The following is a 19,734-nucleotide window of genomic DNA, read 5'->3' on the forward strand; positions in this document are numbered from 1 at the left end:
ACGCCGTCCGGAGCGTGCTAGAACGCCCCCGTATTTTTCCGACCTCAGAAGACCAAGGCGAGGACAACGTGACGATAATGGAGCAGGGCGGCCCCACGCCCGAGGCAGCGCCCGATCTGATCAAAGAGACGACGACCCAGACCTTCGTCAAGGACGTCATCGAGGAATCGCGCCGCCAGCCGGTCATGATCGACTTCTGGGCGCCGTGGTGCGGTCCGTGCCGCCAGCTCACGCCGATGCTGGAAAAGGCGGTTCGCAACGCCAAGGGCCGGGTCAAGCTGGTCAAGATGAACATCGACGAGCATCCGCAGATTCCCGGCCAGATGGGCATCCAGTCGATCCCGGCCGTGATCGCCTTCGTGGGCGGCCAGCCCGCCGATGGCTTCATGGGCGCGGTGCCGGAGAGCCAGATCAACGCCTTCATCGAGAAGATCACCAAGGGTGTGCCCGCCGCCGGCGAGCCCAATCTTGCGGAGATCCTGGCCGAGGCCGACGCCGTGCTTGCCGAGGGCGATGTCGAGGGTGCGGCGCAGATCTATGCCGAGGTGCTGGCGCACGACGCCACCAACATCGCGGCGCTGGCCGGCCTCGCCAAGTGCTACGTCACGTCGGGTGCGGTCGAGCAGGCCAAGCAGACGCTCGCGATGGTGCCCGAATCCAAGCGCAATGATGCCGCGGTGAAGGCGGTGCAGGCGGCGATCGATCTTGCCGAACAGGCCCAGTCGGTCGGCCCGATCGCCGAGCTGGAACAGAAAGTCGCGGCAAACCCGCTCGACCATCAGGCCCGATTCGATCTCGCGACCGCGCTCAATGCCATGAACAAGCGCACGGAGGCGACCGAGCAGCTGCTCGCGATCGTCAAGCGTGACCGCAAGTGGAACGACGACGGCGCGCGCAAGCAGCTGGTGCAGTTCTTCGAGGCGTGGGGCGGCACCGATGAGGCAACCGTCGAGGGGCGCAGGCGGTTGTCGACGATTCTATTCTCGTAACGCACGCCCCGTCACAGCAGCGGGACCGCAGATGCCGATCAATGCCGAATATCGCGGGCCCGGCGAGCTCCCCGAGGTGATCCCGGTGTTCCCGCTGCCTGGCGCGCTGCTGTTGCCGCGCGGCCAGATGCCGCTCAACATCTTCGAGCCGCGTTATCTCGCGATGATCGACGACGCGCTGCGCGACGGTCACCGCCTGATCGGCATGATCCAGCCCGACGTGGCGCATTCGCAGAATGAGGCGAAGCCGGCGCTGTTCCGCGTCGGCTGCGTCGGCCGCATCACCCAGCTCGCCGAATCCGGCGACGGCCGCTACATCCTCGAACTGACCGGCGTCGCGCGCTTCAAGGTGATCGAGGAGCTGTCCGTGCAGACGCCGTACCGGCAATGCAAGGTCGACTTCTTCTCCTTCGCCGGCGACTTCACCGCGCGCAAGGGCGAGGACGCCGTCGATCGCAAGGCGCTGCTCGAGGTGCTGGCGGATTTCCTCGAAGCCAACAATCTGAAGGTCGACTGGGAAGGCATCGAATCCGCGCCGAACGAGGCGCTGGTCAATGCGCTGGCGATGATGTCGCCCTATGGTCCGGCCGAGAAGCAGGCGATGCTCGAGGCGCCCGACCTGAAGACCCGCGCCGAGATCCTGATCGCGGTCACCGAAATGGACCTCGCCAAGAAGCGCACCTCCGGCGACCCGCCGGTGCAATGAGGGATGATCCCTCGCGACAAACGCAAAGCGTTTGCGCGGAGATCAACGGTTGCGAAGCTGCTTGCGCCCGGTGAACATCGCGCGCACCAGGTTCTGACGCTGCAGCAATCCCACCACGATGACGCCGAGCACGTGCAGAGCGACCAGGACGATCACCGCATCCGAAGCATAGGCGTGGGTGTCCTCGACCCACCAGACGCCGAAGAAGGTGACGGTGACCTCCATCGCACCCGTGATCGCGGAGACCGCGAGCGTGAGCAGCAGCGCCACCAGCATCACGGTGCCCGCGGGATTGAGCCCGATATAGCGGCCGGTGATGCCGCGGCGGAGATTCCAGATGTAGCGCGGCGCGGCTCGCAACCGGACGCCGAGCTTGTCGAAACGCGCATAGCGCGTGCCGGCAAAGCCCCAGATCAGCCGGAACGCCAAGAGCCCGATCACGGAATAGCCCGCCAGCCGGTGCAGCCGGTCATAGACGTTGGGCGTCACCCAGGCGACCAGGACGAGGATGGCGAGCGCCCAGTGCCAGAGCCGCAGCGGCAGGTCCCAGACCTGCACGGTGGTGGCGCCGCGGGCGCCGGGCGCCGCCTTCGTCATCGCGTCTGCTTCACTTCGCGATCGTGTGCTTCAGGCTGAGATCCTCCGGGCTGTAGAACAGCTCGTAGAGCTTGCCTTCCTTGACGCCGTATACTTCGTAGCAGGAGCCCTCGACCTTCGAGCGGCGCACCTCGTAGCCCGCGGCCTTGGCCTTGGCTTCGGCATCGGTTGCCGGCTTCCACGACGCCTTGTCGAGCTTGGTGCAAGTCTTGTAGCCGTCGGCGAACGCCGCCGATCCTGTCAGCCCCAGAACACCAGCTGCAAGTACAGCGCTCAAAATCACTCTCACGCGCATCTCCCCTCCGTTGACGATCATGCCCACGACGCCATCGCGCCGAGCACATGCGTGAACAATGCTGAGGTGATTGCCAAGTCAAGGAAGCGCGGACACGGCACGCTTTAGAGAAATTCTAACGGGCGCGAAAACCGCTTTGCGCTCCACGCGCAATTTCGTTTTGACCGCTTGCTGCGGCCTTACGCCTCACGGATGTCCGAATCTGCCGGCGCTGCCCTTCGGTCAGGACGCGGCACCCGCCATTGCGAGGCGAACCGCGGGGCGTTCGGCTGCTGCCGGCATCCGCCCACCGATCATCTGTGCGACCTTCTCGCTCTGGACCGCGGGGCTGAAGTGGAAGCCCTGCACTTCCACGCAGGCGTCGGCGCGCAGGATGTCGAGCTGCTCCCTGGTCTCGACGCCTTCGGCCGTCGTCGTCTTGCCGAGGCTGACGGCGAAGCGAACGACCGCGCGCGCGATCCGGCGCGACTCGTCGGTTGCGCCCGCGAGTTCGGACACGAAGCTGCGGTCGATCTTGACCTTGTCGAACGGAAACTTCTGCAGGAAGCTCAGCGACGAATAGCCGGTGCCGAAATCGTCGAGCGCGATCCGCACCCCGAGATCATGCAGCTGGCTGAGCGCCGCGAACACCGCCTCGCTGTCCTGGATGATCGCCGTTTCGGTGACTTCGAGCTCGAGCCTGTCAGGCGAAACGCCCGAGCTCGCCAGCGCGTGCACGATCACCGGGACCAGTTCGGGGCTCCTGAATTGCACCGGCGACAGATTGATCGCGATCTTGAGGTCGTCGGGCCATTTGGCGGCTTCCGCACACGCGGTACGCAGCACCCATTCGCCGAGCGGCACGATCAGCCCGGTCTCTTCCGCCAGCGGGATGAACTGCGCCGGGGACACCATGCCGCGTTGCGGATGATGCCACCGCAGCAGCGCCTCGAAGCCGCAGGTCTCCCCGCTCGCGACATTGATGAACGGCTGATAGTGCAGCTCGAACTCGCCGTTGGCGAGCGCGCTGCGCATGTCGCGCTCGAGGCTGCGCCGGGTCTGCAGCAGCCGATCGAGCTCCGGCTCGAAGAAGCGGAACGAGCCGCGCCCACAGCTCTTGGCCGAGTAGAGCGCAAGATCGGCGCTGCGCAGGACCTCGTCGGAATCGGTGCCGTCGCGTGGTGCGATCGCGATCCCGATGCTGGTCGTGGTGGTCACCCGATGATCGCCGAGATCGATCGGCTCGCTGAGCGCCTTCCTGATCCTCTCGGCGAGCACACCGGCTTCCGCGACCGGATCGGTGACGTAGTCGATGACAGCGAACTCGTCGCCGCCGAGCCGCGCGACCAGCGTGGTATCGCGGACGCACCTGCGCAACCGCGAGGCTACCGACTTCAGCAACGCATCGCCCGCCGGATGCCCGAGGGTGTCGTTGACGTCCTTGAAGCGGTCGAGATCGAGCATCAGCACCGCAAGGCTCGGCCCGCCGCACCGCGCGCCGGAGAGCGCCTGCTCCATCCATTCCTTGAGCAGCACGCGGTTCGGCAAATCGGTCAGCGCGTCGTGTTGCGCCATATGGGTGATCTTGGCCTCGGAGCGCCGCTGCTCGGTAACGTCGCGATGCGTCGCCACCCAGCCGCCGCCGGGCATCGGCTGCCGCGTCACGCAGATCAGGCGGCCGTCGGCAAGCTCGTCGACCCGGCTGCTGATCTCGTCGGCCGGCAGCGCATTCAATGTCGCGAGCACTTGCGTCGCGGCGACGTCGGTGGTCTCGCCCTTGAGAATGCCGTTGGCGATCCGATGCGTGATGATCTCGCGATGGGCGGTGCCGGGCAGCAGCAATTCGGGCGGCAGCCGGTACATCTTGGCGTAGCGCTCGTTGCACACGACGAGGCGCTTCTCAGCATCGAACATGCAGAGCCCCTCACCCATGTGGTTGATCGCCGTATCCAGCCGGAGCCTCTGTTCCTCGAGCTCCTTCTGCGACGCCTCGACCTGCTGGCGCGCCAGCGAGAGCTGGCTGATGATCTCCTCGAAGCGCCGGGTGCGAAGCGCGAGGCGCCGGTCGGCAAGCACGCCGACCAGGCTCATCCCGAGTACCGAGAGCGCCACGCCCGCGATCACGATGGCGAGGAAGGCGGGAGAGAGCGACAGGGCTTCCGGAGCCAGCAGCGGGTCCGGAACGATCTCGACCGCGCCCATCGCGGTGAAATGATGCGACACGATCGCAAGCGTCAGCAACAGCGCCGCGACGAGCGACATCCAGCGATCCTGATAGCGGACCGCGACCGACAGCGCGGCGTAACCGAACAGCATGCCGAGCACGATGGAGGCCGCCACGAGATCCATCGACCACACCACATGGCCCGGCACTTCCAGCGCCCACATTCCGAGATAATGCATGCTGGCGATGCCTACGCCGATCACCGCGCCGCCGACCGGCGCACGCCAGCTGCTGGAGTCGCTGGCGGCAAGGCCGAGGCCGCCGGATGTCAGCATCATCGCTGCAACGAGCGACAGGCCGGTCAGCACGATACCGTAGCCGGTCGGCACGCCCGGCTCGTAGGCGAGCATGGCGATGAAATGCGTTGCCCAGATGCCGTAGCCGATCGCAGCTCCCGCGATCGCGATCCAGATCAGCCGCGTCCTCGCCTGTGAAGCGATCGCGCGATGGAAGATGTTGACGGCGACAATGCTGGCAACGAAGCAGACGAGGCCGGCGAGCAGAACGAGCCGCCAGTCATGCTCACCTGAAAGACACGTAACAACACGAAACATGCGTCGGCCCATGGTTGTCGGCGCGGACAAGCTAGGCCGATTGAATTGTCTTCTCGATAATTTTCTACAACTTTCGGTGGCATGGTTATCCGCGCGTAAGCCGATTCCGCACGGAAATTGATGGCTCCATAAATATTGCACACATCCTGCGATCGCGCGTCTTCAGCCCTCGAGCGGAACCAGGACGGTTTCGCCGGTTGCGACCAGCGATGCCTCACCCCGTTCGTTCTCCGCGAACAGCTCGGCGCGCGCGAACACCTGTCGGCGCCCGGCGCGCAACGTGACGCCTTTGGCGATGAAACAGCGGCCCACCGCGGGCTTCAGGCAATTCATCGAGAAGTGCGATCCAGTGACGGAACCCACGAGCGACGCCGCGGCAAAGCCGCAGGCGGTGTCGAGCAGGGCCGCGATCATGCCCGCATGCAGGTGGCCTGCATATTGGGTCAGATCATCGCGCCAGGGCATCCGCAGCTCCACCGCGCCGGCGCCGGCGGAAACCACCTCGAGGCCGACAAGCCGGTTGAATGCCGCCGACGCATTGGTTGCAATCAGACGCTCCAGATCGAATCCCGCTCCAGTGGTCATGCAAAACTCCATTGCGGCGGTCGTCGCTCGAGATTCGCCTTGACCGCTTCGATGTGATTGGGCGTCCCAAGCAGAAGCGCCTGCTCGGCCGTTTCAGCCGCGAGCCCGGTCGCCGCATCGCGATCGGCTGCAAGATTGAGCAGCCGCTTGGCGGCGCGGATCGCGTCCGGGCTGCGGTCCGCGATCGCGCGCGCCGTCTCCAGTGCAGCGTCGCGCGGCTCGTCGACGATCCGGGTCGCGAAGCCGTAACCAAGCGCTTCCTCCGCAGAGAAGACGCGCGCGGTGTAGGTCAATTCGCGGATCACGTCCTCGCGCGCGATATGACGCATCAGCTGCGTTCCGGCCATGTCGGGCACCAGCCCCCATTTGGCTTCGATGATGGCAAGACGCGTGGCTGGCGCAAGATATCTGATGTCGGCACCGAGCATCAGCTGAAAGCCGCCGCCGAACGCGATGCCGTGGACGGCGGCAATCACCGGCACCGGCAACTCGCGCCAGAGCCACACCAGATGCTGCGCGAAGTTGGCGATGCCGTGGGTGCGCTGCCTAAGATCGACAAAAGGCAGGATGGATTCGCCTTCCGTCGTTGCGACCAGACGTTCGACATCGAGGCCGGCGCAGAACGCCTGGCCTTCGCCCGACAACACCACGGCGCGGACCTTCGGGTTGTCCTTGAGCTGCGCGCCGATGTCGGCGACTGCGGTGAACATCGCCGGATCGAGCGCATTGAGCTTGTCCGGACGGTCGAGCCGGATGTCGGCCACGCCATTGGCGATGCGCAGGCTGATGCGATCAGTCGTCATGATCGCGCCTGCTAGTAGCCGGCGGCGGCGAGCGCCACGACGGCGCTCATCGCCATCCAGCCGAAATGCCGGCCACGCGTCGCGACTGCATTGGCGAGCGCGGCGCTGCCGAACACAATGGCGAGCGTTGCCACGATCCAGTGCCGCGCGGCATCGGAGGCCATCGCCGGCGCGGCGACCAGCAGCACGCCGCCGCCGATCCAGGCGACCGTGCCGGCCTGATAGACCAGACGAAGCAAGAGACGCAGCCGTGCTGGTTCGACGGTGGCGCGTGCGAACACTTTAGTCTCGCCGAGAACGCCATGGATCAGGCTGACCAGGATGGCGATGATTCCGGCGCCTTGCAGCAGAAGGTCACGCATCGCGACTCCTCCATACAGTACTGTATGGATAGGACACCGCCGGCTGGCGCCTGTCAATACACTTGTGTATGGTCGGGCGCGGACGGGGAACCATGACGGAACAGCTCTCGGTCAAGGACTGGCTCGATCAGGGCCTGAAGACGCTGGCGAAGCACGGCTTCACGGCGCTCAAGGCCGAGCCGCTGGCCAAGGCCATGGGGGTCTCGCGCGGCAGCTTCTACTGGCATTTCGCCGACATCGGCGCCTACCGGACCGCAATCCTCGACCATTGGCGCGAGGTTGCCGCCGAGCAGGTGATCGCCGAACTCGAGACCGTTCCGGAAGGCGGCGATGCCCTGGCGCTGCTGCTGCGCCGGACCTTCTCGGCGCGAATGGCACTCGAACGCGCGGTACGCAGCTGGGCCACCGCCGATGCCGCGGCGCGCGCCGCCGTGCTCGAGGTCGACCAGCGCCGGATCGGCTATATCGAAACCCTGCTCCGGCACGCTGGATTCCCCGACGGCGTGGCGCGCGGCCGGGCGCAGATCTTCTATTGGGCGTTCATCGGCTACGCGCTGTCCGAGCAGACGCTGCCGAAGCCGCGTCAGCAGGCCGCAATCGACGAGCTGTTGCGGATGACCAAGCACTGACAGCTGACACGGGAATGTGCTACACGACGGCCAGTTTGTTCTGACGCGTTTTCTTCACGCGAACCGCTGCCCACTTCGCTCGAAAACGCTCCAGTCGGAGACATCAATGAATTCGACGACCGACCACCTCGAAAGCACCGCCGACCCAAAACTGCTCGAAATCCTGGTGTGCCCGATCACCAAGGGACCGCTGGAATTCGACGCCGCGCGGCAGGAGCTGATCTCGCGCTCCGCAAAGCTCGCCTATCCGATCCGCGACGGCATCCCGATCATGCTGCCGGAAGAGGCGCGCAAGATCGACTAGAGCATGATCCGGAAAAGTGTGAGGTGGTTTTCCCGCGACAAACGCAAGCGTTTGCGCTGAGATCATGCTCCAATAAGAGGACCACATGCGCGCCCTCGTCACATGGCTGCTGCTGCTCGTCTCGGTGGCGAGCGCGACAGCCGACGAGAGCTGGCTGCGCATCGGCGCCATTGACGCGGTGCTGACGGTGCCGCCCGACATCGCAAAACCGCCGGTGGCGCTGCTGATCGCCGGCTCCGGCTCGACCGATCATGACGGCAACGGGCCGCAGCTCAAGCCGGCGACATTGAAGAAGCTCTCCCAGCAGCTGGTCGCACGCGGCATCGCGACGCTGCGCTACGACAAGCGCGGCGCCGGCGAATGGAAGAAGGAGTTCGGCCGTCCGGAGGACTTTCGCTTCAAGGACTATGTCGGCGATGCGGCGGCACTGATCGAGTATCTGCGCGGCGGCGGCAGGTTCGCCCATGTTGCGGTGGTCGGGCACAGCGAGGGCGGGCTGGTCGCGATCCTCGCCGCACAGCGCGTGCCGATCGACCGGCTGGTGCTGCTGGCAACGGCGGCGCGCAAGCAGGGCGACCTGTTGAAGGCGCAGCTCGAAAAGCAGCTGCCGCCGGACAAATTCGCCCCGATCGGAAAGGCCATCGACGACATCATGGCCGGGCAGATTGTCAACCCGCCGCCCGCGGGCCTGGCGATCGCGCCTGCGATGCAGCCCGCCATCACATCAGCCTTCACCGAGGATCCGATCGATCCGATGAAGAAGATCACAGCGCCTGTCCTGATCGTCGCGGGCGGCCGCGACCATCAGCTGGCGCGGCTCGACTTTCTCGCGCTCACCACCGCCGACGTCGCAGCCAAATCATTGTGGCTGCCGGACATGAATCACCTGCTGGTCGACGTCACCGACGCGGCGGACGACATGGCAAGCTACAACGAGCCGGAGCGGTCGCTCGATCCCGACCTGATCGACGCGGTGGCGGGCTTCATTTCGCAGAAATAGTGGATGCGGATGAAGCGCAGCGCAATCCGGGGCCGATCCACCCGTGGAGAGATTGCTCCCGGATTTCGCTTCGCTGCATCCGGGCTACGGCACCGAGCAAGCCTACAGCGCTTCGCCCTTCAGCAGCCGCGGCACTTCGCCCGACAATCCCGCCGCCTGGCGGATGAACATGCTCTTCAGCGGCGGCGCGCGATCGACGAGGCCCAATCCGATGTCGCGTACGGTGCGCAGCAGCGTCGATTCGTTGGAGAACAGGAAGTTCAGCGAGTTGGTCGCAACCCCCATCGCCATCGTGTCGAAGCGCCGCCACCGCTGATAGCGCTCGAGCACGTCGGCCTGTCCGAGATCCATGCCCAGCCGCGCCGCATCGACGACCACCTCGGCAAGTGCAGCGACATCCTTCAGGCCCATGTTGAGCCCTTGTCCTGCGATCGGATGGATCACATGCGCGGCGTCGCCAATCAGCGCCAGCCGTTCGGCAATGAACGAGCGCGCGACGAAATAGCCGAGCGGGAATGCGCGCGGCTTGTCGAGCGCCTTGATCTCACCGAGGTGCAAACCAAAACGCTGCTCGAGCTCGGCGTGGAATTCCGACTCGCTCAGCGCCGTGATGCGCGCGGCTTCCTTGCGCGTCTCGGTCCACACCAGCGACGAGCGATTGCCGGTCAGCGGCAGGATCGCGAACGGACCGGCGGGCAGGAAATGCTCCTCGGCGCGGCCGTGATGTTCGCGCTCATGCCCGACGGTGACCACGATGCCGGATTGGTCATAATCCCAGCCGTGGGTGGCAATCCCGGCGCGCTCGCGCAGTTTCGAGCGCGCGCCGTCGGCGGCGACCAGCAGGCTCGCATCGATCTCGGTGCCGTCGGCCAGCCGGACGCTGACGCCGTCGGGCCGCGAGTCGAAACTCGACACCGCGGTGGCACGCAGCTCGACGCCCTCGGCCTCGGCGCGGGTCGCCAGCGCATCGATCAGATAGCGGTTCTCGACCATATGGGCGAACGGCTCGCCGGGCTCGACATTGCCGGCGAAGGTCAGGAACACCGGACGCGTCGCGTCCTCCAGCTTGGAGTCGGTCACGACCATGTCCGTGATCGGCTGCGCCGTCGGCGCCACCTGCCCCCAGACGCCGAGGGTCTCGAACAGCCGCCGGCAGGCGGCCACGATCGCGGTCGCGCGCGGATCGCGGCTCGGGCGCTGGCTCAGCGCCGGATCGGCCACGATGACCGGAATGTCCGGGCCCAGCCCCTGGCGCAACGCCACGGCCAGCGCCAGACCCGCAAAAGCGCCCCCGCAGATGACAATACTTCGCTGTGCCGGCATGCCGTTCCTTTACGCGCCCCGCGCTCTCAGACTGTGCTTGCTACCTGATAATAGCTGGGCGAAACAGGGGACAGAAACAAGGCCAAATCCAACGGTCGTCATTCCGGGGCTCGCGCAGCGAGAACCCGGAATCCATCAAGCCGCATGTTCCGTGGACGAATGGATTCCGGGCTCTCGCTTCGCGAGCCCCGGAATGACGAAAGAGAGCACCACCCATGTCCAAGAGCCTGATCGACCTGTTATCCATCCTCGATCTCGAGCAGCTCGAGGTGAATTTGTTCCGCGGCAACAGCCCGAAGACCAGCTGGCAGCGCGTGTTCGGCGGCCAGGTGATCGGCCAGGCGATGGTCGCGGCCTGCCGCACCGTCGAGGGCCGGCTGCCGCACTCGATCCATTGCTATTTCATCCTGCCGGGCGATCCGCAGATCCCGATCATCTACCAGGTCGAGCGGCTGCGCGACGGCAAGAGCTACACTACCCGCCGCGTCACCGCGATCCAGCACGGCAACGCGATCTTCTCCATCATGGTCTCGTTCCACGCCGAGGAAGAGAGCAACTTCAATCATCAGGAGAAGATGCCCGACGTGCCGCCGCCGGAGAAGCTGACCGCGGAGGAAGTGTCGAAGCAGCCGATGTTCAAGGAAATGCCGGTGTTCATCCGCCGCTACTATGAGAGCGACCGGCCGATCGAGCTGCGCCCGGTCGAGCTCGGCCGCTATTTCGGCCAGCAGATCGAGGATGGCCGCATCCATGTCTGGATCCGCACCGCGGCGAAATTGCCCGACGATCCGGCGCTGCATTTGTGCGCGCTCGCCTATGCGTCGGATTTCTCGCTGCTCGACGCGGTCATGGCGCGCTACGGCCGCACGCTGTTCGACCGGCGCATGATGCCGGCGAGCCTCGATCACGCGATGTGGTTTCACCGCCCGTTCCGCGCCGACGAATGGCTGCTCTACGCGCAGGATTCGCCGAGCGCGCAATCAGGCCGCGGCCTGACCCGCGGCCAGATCTTCAAGCCCGACGGCACGCTGGTGGCGTCCGTCGCGCAAGAAGGTTCGGTGCGCGAACGCAAGGCGTAATCGCTTTAGCCGTTGGCGTAGGCGCCGCGCTCGGTCAGCGCGAATTGCGAGATGAACCAGTTGGCGTACCAGCGCAGCACCCACGGAATCGGGATCAGGAAAGCGCAGCCGACCGAGAACACGATGGTTCGCCACAGCACCTCGAGGCCCGAGGCATTGAAGGTGACCTCGCGGCGCGTACCTTCGACGTTGCGGCAGATCCAACGCAACCACGCCGTCATCACCCAGGCCCAGCCGATGATGGTGATGGCCGCGATCACCATCAGCACGTACCAGCCGACATAGACCGCCGGACTGCCGTTGAACGAGATCGGCAGCTCCTGGCCGCTCGAGCTGAGGCGGCCGAAGATCCAGCGAACGATCATCCAGCTCAGGAAGCCCTGCAGCAGCAGCGAGAGCAGCGTGACGATGTTGCTGTTGGCCGCTCCGGCATAGGTCAGAAGACCGAGCACGATGAAGACGTACCAGATGTCGAGCGGCTGCCCGGTGAAGCCGAGATGCGGCCGGCCCGGCACGCGGATATAGGGAATCGCGAAGCGATATAGGCCGGTCGCGGTCCACGGCGCGGGGATGACGAAAATCTGGCCGATGAACATCAGCAAGCTGCGTCCGAACAGGCCCCAGATCGGGAAGTCGGCGGACAGCGCGCCGCCGCTATAGCTTGCCGATGCGGCCACCGGCGGCGGTCCGCCGGCCTGCGGAAACGCCGGCGGCGCCCCCGCGCTCGGAACAAGGCCAGGAATCTCCCCGGCCTTCTGCCAGCCGGCCATGCCCTCGGTCCACACCAGGGTATCGGCGCCCACCATGCCACGGGTGATCAGGTCGCGGAGCTGAGCTTCAGGCAGGGGGCCCTTTTGCTGGCCTTCAGATGCATAAAACCAGTTTCGATTCGACATTTTATTGTTCCTCGGGGCGCGGGCGCACGCGCTGTGGCGAGAATGAGCCAGCGGGAGCGCTGACCGGGGCGGGAAAGCCATATTCTGGCCGACGGTTGTCGTCCCGTACAGTGACGGAGTTCACGCGCTGCGCACGTTTTCCCCTTCAACCTGCAACTTTTTTATGCCATTTGCCCAGAAAGCTGCCAGATTTGGCGGACGGCAAATTGCCGCTCCGGTGGCGGGACGTGCAGGCTCGGAGATGGCAAGTGCCGCTCCGGAGACGGCAAGTGCCGCTCCGGGGATGGGCGCACACGGAAAACCTCAAGGAAATGAAGGCTTGAACCATGAAACTCGTCGTCGCGATCATCAAACCGTTCAAGCTCGATGAGGTACGCCAGGCCCTGACCGCGATCGGCGTTCACGGCATGACGGTGACCGAGGTGAAGGGCTATGGCCGCCAGAAGGGCCACACCGAGATCTATCGCGGCGCCGAATATGTGGTGAATTTCCTGCCCAAGCTCAGGATCGAGATCGCCGTCGACACCGCGCTCGCCGACAAGGCGGTCAGCGTCATCACCGAGCACGCCCGCACCGGCCAGATCGGCGACGGCAAGATCTTCGTAACGCCGATCGACCACGCACTGCGCATCCGCACCGGCGAGACCGACAACGACGCGCTCTGAGCCTTGAAGCATGAGCCTTGGAGCATGATCCGGAAAAGTGGAAGCCGGTCTTCCGAAAGGATCATGCTCAAGAAAAGTTCGAGATCATCGCCGGCAACGACGCCGGTGCACGCCGAAATCCACATCAAGAAACGACGACACGCCGGGGAATGATGATGGGGGCACGAGCTCTTCGTGCAGCGATATCAGCTGCGCCGATCACTGCTGCAATCCTGCTCTCGTGGGGTACGCCGGCGTCAGCGCAAGACTCCAGCGCTTCCGGCATCAACGCCGCCGACACCGCCTGGATGATGGTGGCCACCGCGCTAGTGCTGATGATGACGATCCCGGGGCTCGCGCTGTTCTACTCCGGCATGGTGCGCAAGAAGAACGTGCTGGCGACGATGGCGCAGAGCCTCACGGCCGTTGCGATCATTTCGATCCTGTGGGTCATCTTCGGCTATTCGCTGACCTTCGTCGGCAACGGCCCGTGGCTCGGCTCGCTCGACAGCTGGTTCCTCGCAGGCATCACGATGGACAGCGTCAATCCGGCGGCAAAGACCATCCCGGAAGCGCTGTTCATGCTGTACCAGATGACGTTTGCGATCATCACGGTGGCGCTGGTTGCCGGCTCGGTCGCCGACCGCATGCGGTTCTCCGCCTATGTGCTGTTCTCGATCGGCTGGTTCATCTTCGCCTATGTGCCGCTGGCGCATTGGGTGTGGGGCGGCGGCTTCCTCGCCTCGATGGGCGTGATGGACTTCGCCGGCGGCCTCGTCGTGCATCTGTCCGCCGGCATCAGCGGCCTGGTCGCGGCCAAGGTGATGGGCAACCGGCACGGCTATGGCAGCGAGAATCTGTCGCCGTTCGACCTGTCGCTCGCCGTGGTCGGCACCGGCCTGCTCTGGGTCGGCTGGTTCGGCTTCAACGGCGGCTCGGCGCTGGCGGCCAATTCGCGCGCGGTGATGGCGATCACCGCCACCCATCTTGCGGCCTGCGCCGGCGCGCTGACCTGGGGCGCGATCGAATGGGCGACGCGCCGCAAGCCGTCGGTGCTCGGCATGATCTCGGGCGCGGTCGCAGGGCTCGGCACCATCACCCCGGCATCCGGTTTCGTCGCGCCGTGGCACGGCATCATCATCGGCATCATTGCCGGCCTCGTCTGCTTCTGGGCCTGCACCTGGCTGAAGCATCGCTTCCAGTACGACGACTCGCTCGACGTGTTCGGCGTGCACGGCATCGGCGGCCTGACCGGCACGCTGCTCGCGGGCGTTTTCGCCACCGCGGCGATCGGCGGCACCTCCGGCCTGCTCGAAGGCAATCCGCAGCAGCTGCTGATCCAGCTCTACGGCGTCGTCGTTACAGCGCTCTGGTGCGGCGGCGTCACTTTCGTGCTGCTCAAGCTGGTCTCGGCCTTCGTCCCCTTGCGGGTCTCGATGCAGCAGGAGCTGGAGGGCCTCGACATCTCGCAGCACGGCGAGGCGCTGCAGTAGCGGCCGAGGTCATGGGGGCGCAGCGAGGGCAAACTCGCAAAACAACCCCATGCAAAGGGACCGGGCGCGATCTCACCCCGCACGGCGCGCGCAGAGTTCACGCTTGCACGTCACATAAGCGTATGCTTATGTGTCGGCATGGTCGATACCGATATCTTCAAGGCACTGGCCGATCCGACCCGCCGCAGGGTCTTTGAGAAGCTGGCCGGCGGCAGCCTGAATGCCAGCGCCTTGCGCGACGGATTGGAAATCAGCCAGCCGGCGATGTCGCAGCATCTGGCCGTGCTGCGCGCGGCTGGACTGGTGCGCGAGCAGCGGCAGGGCCGCTTCGTGAATTATGAAGTCGACCCGGACGGGATCGCCAGCATCGGGACCTGGCTCGCCCGCTACCGCGCCTTTTGGCCGAAGCGCATCGAAGCGCTCTCCGACCTCTTGAAGGACATGGATCAATGAGCGACACGGTTGAGCCTGACGCCGATGCAGCCTTGGTGATCGAGTACGAGCTCGACGCACCGCCTGACAAAGTATGGCGCGCCGTCACCATTCCAGCCCTGCGTGAACGCTGGCTTCCGGATTGTGATCTCGCGGGCGCTGAACCCCTATCATCGATCACGGGCGAAGAGGTGCGTTACCGGCTCCGCGATTCCGAGCCGCCGTTTCGCGAGAGTCACGTCACCTTCCGGATCGAGCCGAACGAGGCCGGCGGCACCCGGTTTCGCATCATCCAGGAAGCCTGCGACCAGCGCGCAAACCCGCCGCAAGCGGCCAACAGCAACAGCCGCGCGCTGATGCGCGCGGCCTGATCGCAGACTTCATCATCCGCTGAAACTTCATCACCTGCTGAAATGGGAGGTCGCCGATGCGCGACATGATGCAACTCGTCCCGATGGTCGTCGAGCAGTCGTCCCGCGGCGAGCGGTCCTTTGACATCTATTCCAGGCTGCTGCGCGAACGCATCATCTTCCTCAACGGCGAGGTCAATGATGCGATGTCCGGGCTCGTCTGCGCGCAGCTCTTGTTCCTCGAGGCCGACAACCCGAACAAGCCGATCAACCTCTACATCAACTCCTATGGTGGCGTGGTCACCAGCGGGCTTGCGATGTACGACACCATGCAGTTCATCAAGGCGCCGGTGCACACGCTGTGCATGGGCACCGCGCGCTCGATGGGGTCGTTCCTGCTGATGGCCGGCGAGCCCGGTCACCGCGCGGCGCTCCCGAATGCCAGCCTGCACGTGCACCAGCCGCTCGGCGGCTTCCAGGGCCAGGCGTCCGACATCCAGATCCATGCCGCCGAGATGCAGGCGACCAAGCGGCGCATCATCCGGCTTTATGCGCAGCACTGCCGGCGCACCGAGGCGGACGTGGAACGGACCTTGGACCGCGATCACTTCATGTCAGCGGAGCAGGCGCTCGAATGGGGACTGATCGACAGGGTTTTTGCAGCACGCGACGCCGCCTAATGGCCCGGCACTTCCTTATCTAGATACCGTCACCTGCACCGCGACTGAGCAGAATTGTGTCCAGACCCTGGCTTGCTCACGAATTAGGCCAATATGATTAGATTTTAGGCGCGACGGAATGGCGCAGCCGCAGCTGGCTCCCGCAACGCGGGAAAAGGTCCGGATTCATAATCCATTAGCGAACCCGAGCCGTTTGGCACGGCATTTGATTCTAAGGGTCCCGGCTGTGCCCGCGTAGTGGATGTCTTCCGCGTGGTGAACCTCAGTCGAAACTCCCGGTGTTCGTTCGCACCGGGCCCAAGCGGGGATAGGACTCATGAAAATTGTTATGGCGATCATTAAGCCATTCAAGCTGGAAGAGGTCCGTGACGCCCTGACCGCCATTGGCGTTCACGGTCTCACGGTGACGGAAGTCAAGGGGTACGGCCGTCAGAAGGGCCACACGGAAATCTATCGCGGCGCCGAATATGCGGTGAGCTTCCTGCCCAAGATCAAGATCGAGGTCGCAGTCGCCTCCGATCAGGTCGACAAGACCATCGACGCCATCACCTCCGCCGCCAAGACCGGTCAGATCGGCGACGGCAAGATCTTCGTCATCAGCCTCGAGCACGCCGTGCGCATCCGCACCGGCGAGGCCGACGCCGCGGCCCTCTGACTTCGCGCTCAACCTTTAAGACCTCAGGAGTGAAATAACATGACGTTCAAGCGTCCCTATGGCGCGGGTTTGGCGGCCCTCGCAATCGGCCTGTTTGCCGCGACCGCCGCCTACGCCGAGCCAACCGTCAACAAGGGCGACAACGCCTGGATGCTGACATCGACGGTGCTGGTGCTGTTGATGACCATCCCGGGCCTCGCGCTGTTCTATGGCGGTCTCGTCCGCTCCAAGAACATGCTCTCGGTGCTGGCGCAGGTGTTCTACACCGTCTGCATCGTCACCGTGCTCTGGGCCCTCTACGGCTACAGCCTCGCCTTCACCGGCGGCTCCGACTTCATCGGCGGCTTCTCCAAGGCCTTCCTGATGGGCGTCACGCCGGACTCCAAGGCTGCGACCTTCTCGGTCGACGCCAACATCTCGGAGCTCGTCTATGTGTGCTTCCAGATGACCTTCGCGGCGATCACGCCGGCCCTCATCGTCGGCGCCTTTGCCGAGCGCATGAAGTTCGCGGCGATCGCGCTGTTCATCCCGATCTGGGTCACCGTGATCTACTTCCCGATCGCGCACATGGTCTGGTACTGGCCGGGCCCGGACGCGATCCAGGATGCTGCCAAGGCGCTCGCCGCCGCGGCTGACGGCGATGCCAAGACGAAGGCGCAGGCCGCCCTCGACGCGATCAACGCCGACGCCGGCTGGATCTTCAAGAAGGGTGCGATCGACTTCGCCGGCGGCACCGTCGTGCACATCAACGCGGGCATCGCCGGCCTCGTCGGCGCGCTGCTGATCGGCAAGCGCACCGGCTACGGCAAGGATCTGATGGCTCCGCACTCGCTGACCATGACCATGATCGGCGCCTCGCTGCTTTGGGTCGGCTGGTTCGGCTTCAACGCTGGTTCGAACCTCGAAGCCAATGGCGGCGCTGCGCTCGCCATGACCAACTCCTTCGTGGCCACGGCCGCGGCGGCGCTGGCCTGGATGTTCGCGGAATGGATCATCAAGGGCCATCCCTCGCTGCTCGGCGCGCTCTCGGGCGCGGTCGCGGGCCTCGTCGCGGTGACGCCCGCGGCCGGTTACGCCGGTCCGATGGGTGCCATCGTGCTCGGCCTCGTGGTCGGCGTGGTCTGCCTGTTCTTCTGCACGGTCGTGAAGAACGCGCTCGGCTATGACGACTCGCTCGATGTGTTCGGCGTCCACTGCGTCGGCGGCATCATCGGCGCGCTCGGCACTGGCATCCTGGTCAACCCGGCGCTCGGTGGTGCCGGTATCATCGACTACACCGCGATCCCGCCGAAGGTTGCCGATTACGACTTCGTGGCGCAGATGACCTCGCAGTGCTGGGGCGTCGCCACCACGCTGGTGTGGTCGGGCATCGGCTCTGCGATCCTCTACAAGATCGTGGACGTGATCGTCGGCCTGCGTGCCAACGTCGAGACCGAGCGTGAAGGCCTCGACATCACCGAGCACACGGAGCGCGCCTACAACATGTAAGAGGTTCTCCCGGGGCGCGACCTCCCCAAGCGGTCGCTCCCAGAACTACGGTCCGGGCACATACCCGGCAATGTCCGGACCGTTGAGGGGCTCCAGCGCAAGTTGGAGCCCCTTTCTTTTTCCTGCGGCTTGAGAAAATATTGTCGGAATTGCCTGCTATCGTGGAATAACAGGCTACAGACAAGAAAACGGGAGGACGTCATGAAGGTGCAAGGCAGGTGCTATTGCGGCAACGTGCGCTATGAGGCCGAAGGCGAACCGATGATGGCGGCGCAATGCCTGTGCCGCGAATGCCAATACATCACGGGCGGCGGACCGAACATGTTCATGGCGATGCCGACCACCGGCTTCAAATACACCGCCAGCCAACCCAAGCAGTTCACCCGGAAGGACCTCGAACGCGCCGTGACGCGCGAATTCTGCCCGGAATGCGGCACCCATCTGGTGACCAAGGTGCCGGGCCTGCCCGCCACGATCCTGAAGGTCGGCACGTTCGACGACCCCAGCGTGTTCACCCCGCAGATGACGATCTACACCTGCGACAAGCAGACCTTCCACCATCTCCCCGAGGGCAAGCCGTCGTTCGAGAAGCTGCCGGCGCGGTAGACGTCACGAAAGCGACCGCGCAGCCCGGATGGAGCGCAGCGCAATCCGGGAACGGTGTCTACGTGGGCGATACTGCCCCGGATTTCGCTGCGCTGCATCCGGGCTACGGGTGCAAGCAAATTGGATTCGTCATGGCCGGGCTTGTCCCGGCCATCCGCGTCTTTGCGTCACGGAAACCAAGACGTGGATGCCCGGCACAAGGCCGGGCATGACGGGATCATGTAACTCGCACTCGTTTGGCCGCGCGAAAAGCAGCGAAGCTCACGCCGCGTCGCGCGCGTGCTCGACGCGGTCGCGGCCATGGCGCTTGGCGGCGTAGAGCGCCTGGTCGGCGGTTCGCATCAAATTGCCGAGATCGAAGCCGGAGTCCTTCAAGGTGAAGCCGATGCTGATCGTCACCGGCAGAAGGGTCACGCCGTCGAGGATGGTCCGCGCCGCGCAATCGCGGCGGATTTCCTCGGCGCCGTGCGCGGTCTGCTCGTGGCTCAGGCCGGTCACCACGGCTGCGAATTCCTCGCCGCCGTAGCGGGCGACCAGCGCGCCGTGCCGGATCGCGAACTGGCGCAACACGTCGGCGATCTCGACCAGCACTCTGTCGCCGATCTCATGGCCGTAGCGATCGTTGATCGACTTGAAATGATCGATGTCGCACATCAGGACCGCCACCGACGCGCCGTCCGCCTGCGCCCGGTCCAGCGCCGCGGCGGCCTCAGTGTCGAAGCCGCGCCGGTTCAACAGGCCGGTCAGCTGGTCGGTCTGCGAGATCTGGGCCAGCTCGCGGCGGGTATGTGCGAGCTCCAGCATCAACAGGCCGGCGCGATAGGACATCGCGCCGCTGAGCGCGATCGAGATAAAGACGCCGGCGGTGAGCCCGAACAGCTGCATCTGTCCGACCGTGATCGGCGCGGCCAGATCGCGGCCGAACACCAGCATGCCGATGGTGAAGGACATCACCGCGGTCATGCCGGCGGCAATCGCCATCACCTTGCCGGTGCGGCGCAGAACATCGCCGTGTGTCTCGATCCTGATGGCCATGTCCGTCTGCACGTCCTCGCAATACG

23 protein-coding genes are annotated in these 19,734 nt (G+C 65.1%); 14 read left to right on the forward strand and 9 right to left on the reverse strand.

Going from position 1 to position 19,734, the window contains the following annotated elements:
• Window positions 1–68 precede the first annotated feature (68 nt).
• Window positions 69–989: a thioredoxin gene (gene trxA / locus AC066Y_RS37700; RefSeq protein ID WP_207834130.1), complete on the forward strand. Its 921-nt coding sequence runs from the start codon at window positions 69–71 to the stop codon at window positions 987–989.
• A 31-nt stretch (window positions 990–1,020) separates the two neighbouring features.
• The gene (locus AC066Y_RS37705) at window positions 1,021–1,695 is read left to right on the forward strand and encodes an LON peptidase substrate-binding domain-containing protein (protein ID WP_478278279.1); all 675 of its coding nucleotides are present in this window, start codon (window positions 1,021–1,023) and stop codon (window positions 1,693–1,695) included.
• A gap of 42 nt (window positions 1,696–1,737) precedes the next feature.
• On the opposite strand, the gene AC066Y_RS37710 is transcribed toward AC066Y_RS37705, so the two are convergent.
• The 6 genes from AC066Y_RS37710 to AC066Y_RS37735 form a co-directional block, all read right to left on the reverse strand.
• The gene (locus AC066Y_RS37710) at window positions 1,738–2,292 is read right to left on the reverse strand and encodes a cytochrome b/b6 domain-containing protein (RefSeq protein WP_478278280.1); all 555 of its coding nucleotides are present in this window, start codon (window positions 2,290–2,292) and stop codon (window positions 1,738–1,740) included.
• Window positions 2,293–2,302: 10 nt separating this feature from the next.
• A complete protein-coding gene (locus AC066Y_RS37715; RefSeq protein WP_478278281.1) occupies window positions 2,303–2,587 on the reverse strand; it encodes a PepSY domain-containing protein in 285 nt (94 codons plus the stop codon).
• A 222-nt stretch (window positions 2,588–2,809) separates the two neighbouring features.
• Window positions 2,810–5,344, reverse strand: coding sequence for a bifunctional diguanylate cyclase/phosphodiesterase (locus tag AC066Y_RS37720; protein WP_478278282.1), 2,535 nt, complete (start codon window positions 5,342–5,344; stop codon window positions 2,810–2,812).
• Window positions 5,345–5,506: 162 nt separating this feature from the next.
• Window positions 5,507–5,929 (reverse strand): PaaI family thioesterase, encoded by a 423-nt coding sequence (locus AC066Y_RS37725; RefSeq protein WP_478278283.1) that lies wholly within the window; start codon window positions 5,927–5,929, stop codon window positions 5,507–5,509.
• Window positions 5,926–6,732, reverse strand: a complete 807-nt coding sequence (locus AC066Y_RS37730) for a crotonase/enoyl-CoA hydratase family protein (RefSeq protein ID WP_478278284.1) — start codon at window positions 6,730–6,732, stop codon at window positions 5,926–5,928. Before AC066Y_RS37730 ends, AC066Y_RS37725 begins: the two co-directional genes overlap by 4 nt.
• 11 nt (window positions 6,733–6,743) lie before the next feature.
• A complete protein-coding gene (locus AC066Y_RS37735; RefSeq protein WP_478278285.1) occupies window positions 6,744–7,094 on the reverse strand; it encodes a hypothetical protein in 351 nt (116 codons plus the stop codon).
• Window positions 7,095–7,186: 92 nt separating this feature from the next.
• Between AC066Y_RS37735 and AC066Y_RS37740 the strand changes: the two genes are divergently transcribed.
• From AC066Y_RS37740 to AC066Y_RS37750, 3 genes are all read left to right on the forward strand, one after another.
• Window positions 7,187–7,723, forward strand: coding sequence for a TetR/AcrR family transcriptional regulator (locus AC066Y_RS37740; protein WP_478278286.1), 537 nt, complete (start codon window positions 7,187–7,189; stop codon window positions 7,721–7,723).
• A gap of 106 nt (window positions 7,724–7,829) precedes the next feature.
• Complete coding sequence (locus tag AC066Y_RS37745; protein WP_018269337.1) at window positions 7,830–8,027, forward strand: Trm112 family protein; 198 nt, start codon at window positions 7,830–7,832, stop codon at window positions 8,025–8,027.
• A gap of 85 nt (window positions 8,028–8,112) precedes the next feature.
• Complete coding sequence (locus tag AC066Y_RS37750; RefSeq protein WP_478278287.1) at window positions 8,113–9,027, forward strand: alpha/beta hydrolase family protein; 915 nt, start codon at window positions 8,113–8,115, stop codon at window positions 9,025–9,027.
• Window positions 9,028–9,129: 102 nt separating this feature from the next.
• Here the strand turns inward: AC066Y_RS37750 and AC066Y_RS37755 are convergent, their stop codons facing one another.
• Window positions 9,130–10,350, reverse strand: a complete 1,221-nt coding sequence (locus AC066Y_RS37755) for a ubiquinone biosynthesis hydroxylase (RefSeq protein ID WP_478278288.1) — start codon at window positions 10,348–10,350, stop codon at window positions 9,130–9,132.
• 215 nt (window positions 10,351–10,565) lie between these two features.
• Between AC066Y_RS37755 and tesB the strand changes: the two genes are divergently transcribed.
• Complete coding sequence (tesB, locus tag AC066Y_RS37760) at window positions 10,566–11,429, forward strand: acyl-CoA thioesterase II (RefSeq protein ID WP_375786069.1); 864 nt, start codon at window positions 10,566–10,568, stop codon at window positions 11,427–11,429.
• A 5-nt stretch (window positions 11,430–11,434) separates the two neighbouring features.
• Here tesB and AC066Y_RS37765 read toward each other — a convergent pair whose 3' ends face one another.
• Window positions 11,435–12,325: a DUF4339 domain-containing protein gene (locus AC066Y_RS37765; protein WP_478278289.1), complete on the reverse strand. Its 891-nt coding sequence runs from the start codon at window positions 12,323–12,325 to the stop codon at window positions 11,435–11,437.
• A 326-nt stretch (window positions 12,326–12,651) separates the two neighbouring features.
• On the opposite strand from AC066Y_RS37765, the gene AC066Y_RS37770 reads away from it, so the two are divergent.
• From AC066Y_RS37770 to AC066Y_RS37805, 8 genes are all read left to right on the forward strand, one after another.
• Complete coding sequence (locus AC066Y_RS37770) at window positions 12,652–12,990, forward strand: P-II family nitrogen regulator (RefSeq protein WP_092121117.1); 339 nt, start codon at window positions 12,652–12,654, stop codon at window positions 12,988–12,990.
• A gap of 155 nt (window positions 12,991–13,145) precedes the next feature.
• The gene (locus AC066Y_RS37775; RefSeq protein WP_478278290.1) at window positions 13,146–14,462 is read left to right on the forward strand and encodes an ammonium transporter; all 1,317 of its coding nucleotides are present in this window, start codon (window positions 13,146–13,148) and stop codon (window positions 14,460–14,462) included.
• 138 nt (window positions 14,463–14,600) lie between these two features.
• Window positions 14,601–14,915, forward strand: a complete 315-nt coding sequence (locus tag AC066Y_RS37780) for an ArsR/SmtB family transcription factor (protein ID WP_478278291.1) — start codon at window positions 14,601–14,603, stop codon at window positions 14,913–14,915.
• Window positions 14,912–15,265 carry an SRPBCC family protein gene (locus AC066Y_RS37785; RefSeq protein WP_478278292.1) on the forward strand — a complete coding sequence of 118 codons (354 nt, stop codon included), beginning with the start codon at window positions 14,912–14,914 and terminating at the stop codon, window positions 15,263–15,265. The genes AC066Y_RS37780 and AC066Y_RS37785 overlap by 4 nt, the downstream gene beginning before the upstream one ends.
• A gap of 56 nt (window positions 15,266–15,321) precedes the next feature.
• On the forward strand, window positions 15,322–15,924 hold the full coding sequence (locus AC066Y_RS37790) for an ATP-dependent Clp protease proteolytic subunit (protein ID WP_092121107.1): 603 nt from the start codon (window positions 15,322–15,324) through the stop codon (window positions 15,922–15,924).
• Between the two features lie 316 nt (window positions 15,925–16,240).
• Window positions 16,241–16,579 (forward strand): P-II family nitrogen regulator, encoded by a 339-nt coding sequence (locus AC066Y_RS37795; protein WP_029080945.1) that lies wholly within the window; start codon window positions 16,241–16,243, stop codon window positions 16,577–16,579.
• Between the two features lie 39 nt (window positions 16,580–16,618).
• Window positions 16,619–18,067 carry an ammonium transporter gene (locus AC066Y_RS37800; RefSeq protein ID WP_478278293.1) on the forward strand — a complete coding sequence of 483 codons (1,449 nt, stop codon included), beginning with the start codon at window positions 16,619–16,621 and terminating at the stop codon, window positions 18,065–18,067.
• Between the two features lie 201 nt (window positions 18,068–18,268).
• Complete coding sequence (locus tag AC066Y_RS37805) at window positions 18,269–18,673, forward strand: GFA family protein (protein ID WP_244068903.1); 405 nt, start codon at window positions 18,269–18,271, stop codon at window positions 18,671–18,673.
• A 261-nt stretch (window positions 18,674–18,934) separates the two neighbouring features.
• Here AC066Y_RS37805 and AC066Y_RS37810 read toward each other — a convergent pair whose 3' ends face one another.
• Window positions 18,935–19,708 (reverse strand): GGDEF domain-containing protein, encoded by a 774-nt coding sequence (locus AC066Y_RS37810; protein WP_478278294.1) that lies wholly within the window; start codon window positions 19,706–19,708, stop codon window positions 18,935–18,937.
• Between the last annotated feature and the right edge of the window lie 26 nt (window positions 19,709–19,734).

It is taken from the genome of Bradyrhizobium sp. USDA3010, assembly GCF_056429065.1.

Excerpts from the sequence above, each read along its gene's own strand:
- AC066Y_RS37705 (WP_478278279.1), top strand. The coding sequence starts at position 1,021 with ATGCCGATCAATGCCGAATATCGCGGGCCCGGCGAGCTCCCCGAGGTG.
- AC066Y_RS37710 (WP_478278280.1), bottom strand. The coding sequence starts at position 2,292 with ATGACGAAGGCGGCGCCCGGCGCCCGCGGCGCCACCACCGTGCAGGTC.
- AC066Y_RS37715 (WP_478278281.1), bottom strand. The coding sequence starts at position 2,587 with ATGCGCGTGAGAGTGATTTTGAGCGCTGTACTTGCAGCTGGTGTTCTG.
- AC066Y_RS37720 (WP_478278282.1), bottom strand. The coding sequence starts at position 5,344 with ATGTTTCGTGTTGTTACGTGTCTTTCAGGTGAGCATGACTGGCGGCTC.
- AC066Y_RS37725 (WP_478278283.1), bottom strand. The coding sequence starts at position 5,929 with ATGACCACTGGAGCGGGATTCGATCTGGAGCGTCTGATTGCAACCAAT.
- AC066Y_RS37730 (WP_478278284.1), bottom strand. The coding sequence starts at position 6,732 with ATGACGACTGATCGCATCAGCCTGCGCATCGCCAATGGCGTGGCCGAC.
- AC066Y_RS37735 (WP_478278285.1), bottom strand. The coding sequence starts at position 7,094 with ATGCGTGACCTTCTGCTGCAAGGCGCCGGAATCATCGCCATCCTGGTC.
- AC066Y_RS37740 (WP_478278286.1), top strand. The coding sequence starts at position 7,187 with ATGACGGAACAGCTCTCGGTCAAGGACTGGCTCGATCAGGGCCTGAAG.
- AC066Y_RS37745 (WP_018269337.1), top strand. The coding sequence starts at position 7,830 with ATGAATTCGACGACCGACCACCTCGAAAGCACCGCCGACCCAAAACTG.
- AC066Y_RS37750 (WP_478278287.1), top strand. The coding sequence starts at position 8,113 with ATGCGCGCCCTCGTCACATGGCTGCTGCTGCTCGTCTCGGTGGCGAGC.
- AC066Y_RS37755 (WP_478278288.1), bottom strand. The coding sequence starts at position 10,350 with ATGCCGGCACAGCGAAGTATTGTCATCTGCGGGGGCGCTTTTGCGGGT.
- tesB (WP_375786069.1), top strand. The coding sequence starts at position 10,566 with ATGTCCAAGAGCCTGATCGACCTGTTATCCATCCTCGATCTCGAGCAG.
- AC066Y_RS37765 (WP_478278289.1), bottom strand. The coding sequence starts at position 12,325 with ATGTCGAATCGAAACTGGTTTTATGCATCTGAAGGCCAGCAAAAGGGC.
- AC066Y_RS37770 (WP_092121117.1), top strand. The coding sequence starts at position 12,652 with ATGAAACTCGTCGTCGCGATCATCAAACCGTTCAAGCTCGATGAGGTA.
- AC066Y_RS37775 (WP_478278290.1), top strand. The coding sequence starts at position 13,146 with ATGGGGGCACGAGCTCTTCGTGCAGCGATATCAGCTGCGCCGATCACT.
- AC066Y_RS37780 (WP_478278291.1), top strand. The coding sequence starts at position 14,601 with ATGGTCGATACCGATATCTTCAAGGCACTGGCCGATCCGACCCGCCGC.
- AC066Y_RS37785 (WP_478278292.1), top strand. The coding sequence starts at position 14,912 with ATGAGCGACACGGTTGAGCCTGACGCCGATGCAGCCTTGGTGATCGAG.
- AC066Y_RS37790 (WP_092121107.1), top strand. The coding sequence starts at position 15,322 with ATGCGCGACATGATGCAACTCGTCCCGATGGTCGTCGAGCAGTCGTCC.
- AC066Y_RS37795 (WP_029080945.1), top strand. The coding sequence starts at position 16,241 with ATGAAAATTGTTATGGCGATCATTAAGCCATTCAAGCTGGAAGAGGTC.
- AC066Y_RS37800 (WP_478278293.1), top strand. The coding sequence starts at position 16,619 with ATGACGTTCAAGCGTCCCTATGGCGCGGGTTTGGCGGCCCTCGCAATC.
- AC066Y_RS37805 (WP_244068903.1), top strand. The coding sequence starts at position 18,269 with ATGAAGGTGCAAGGCAGGTGCTATTGCGGCAACGTGCGCTATGAGGCC.
- AC066Y_RS37810 (WP_478278294.1), bottom strand. The coding sequence starts at position 19,708 with ATGGCCATCAGGATCGAGACACACGGCGATGTTCTGCGCCGCACCGGC.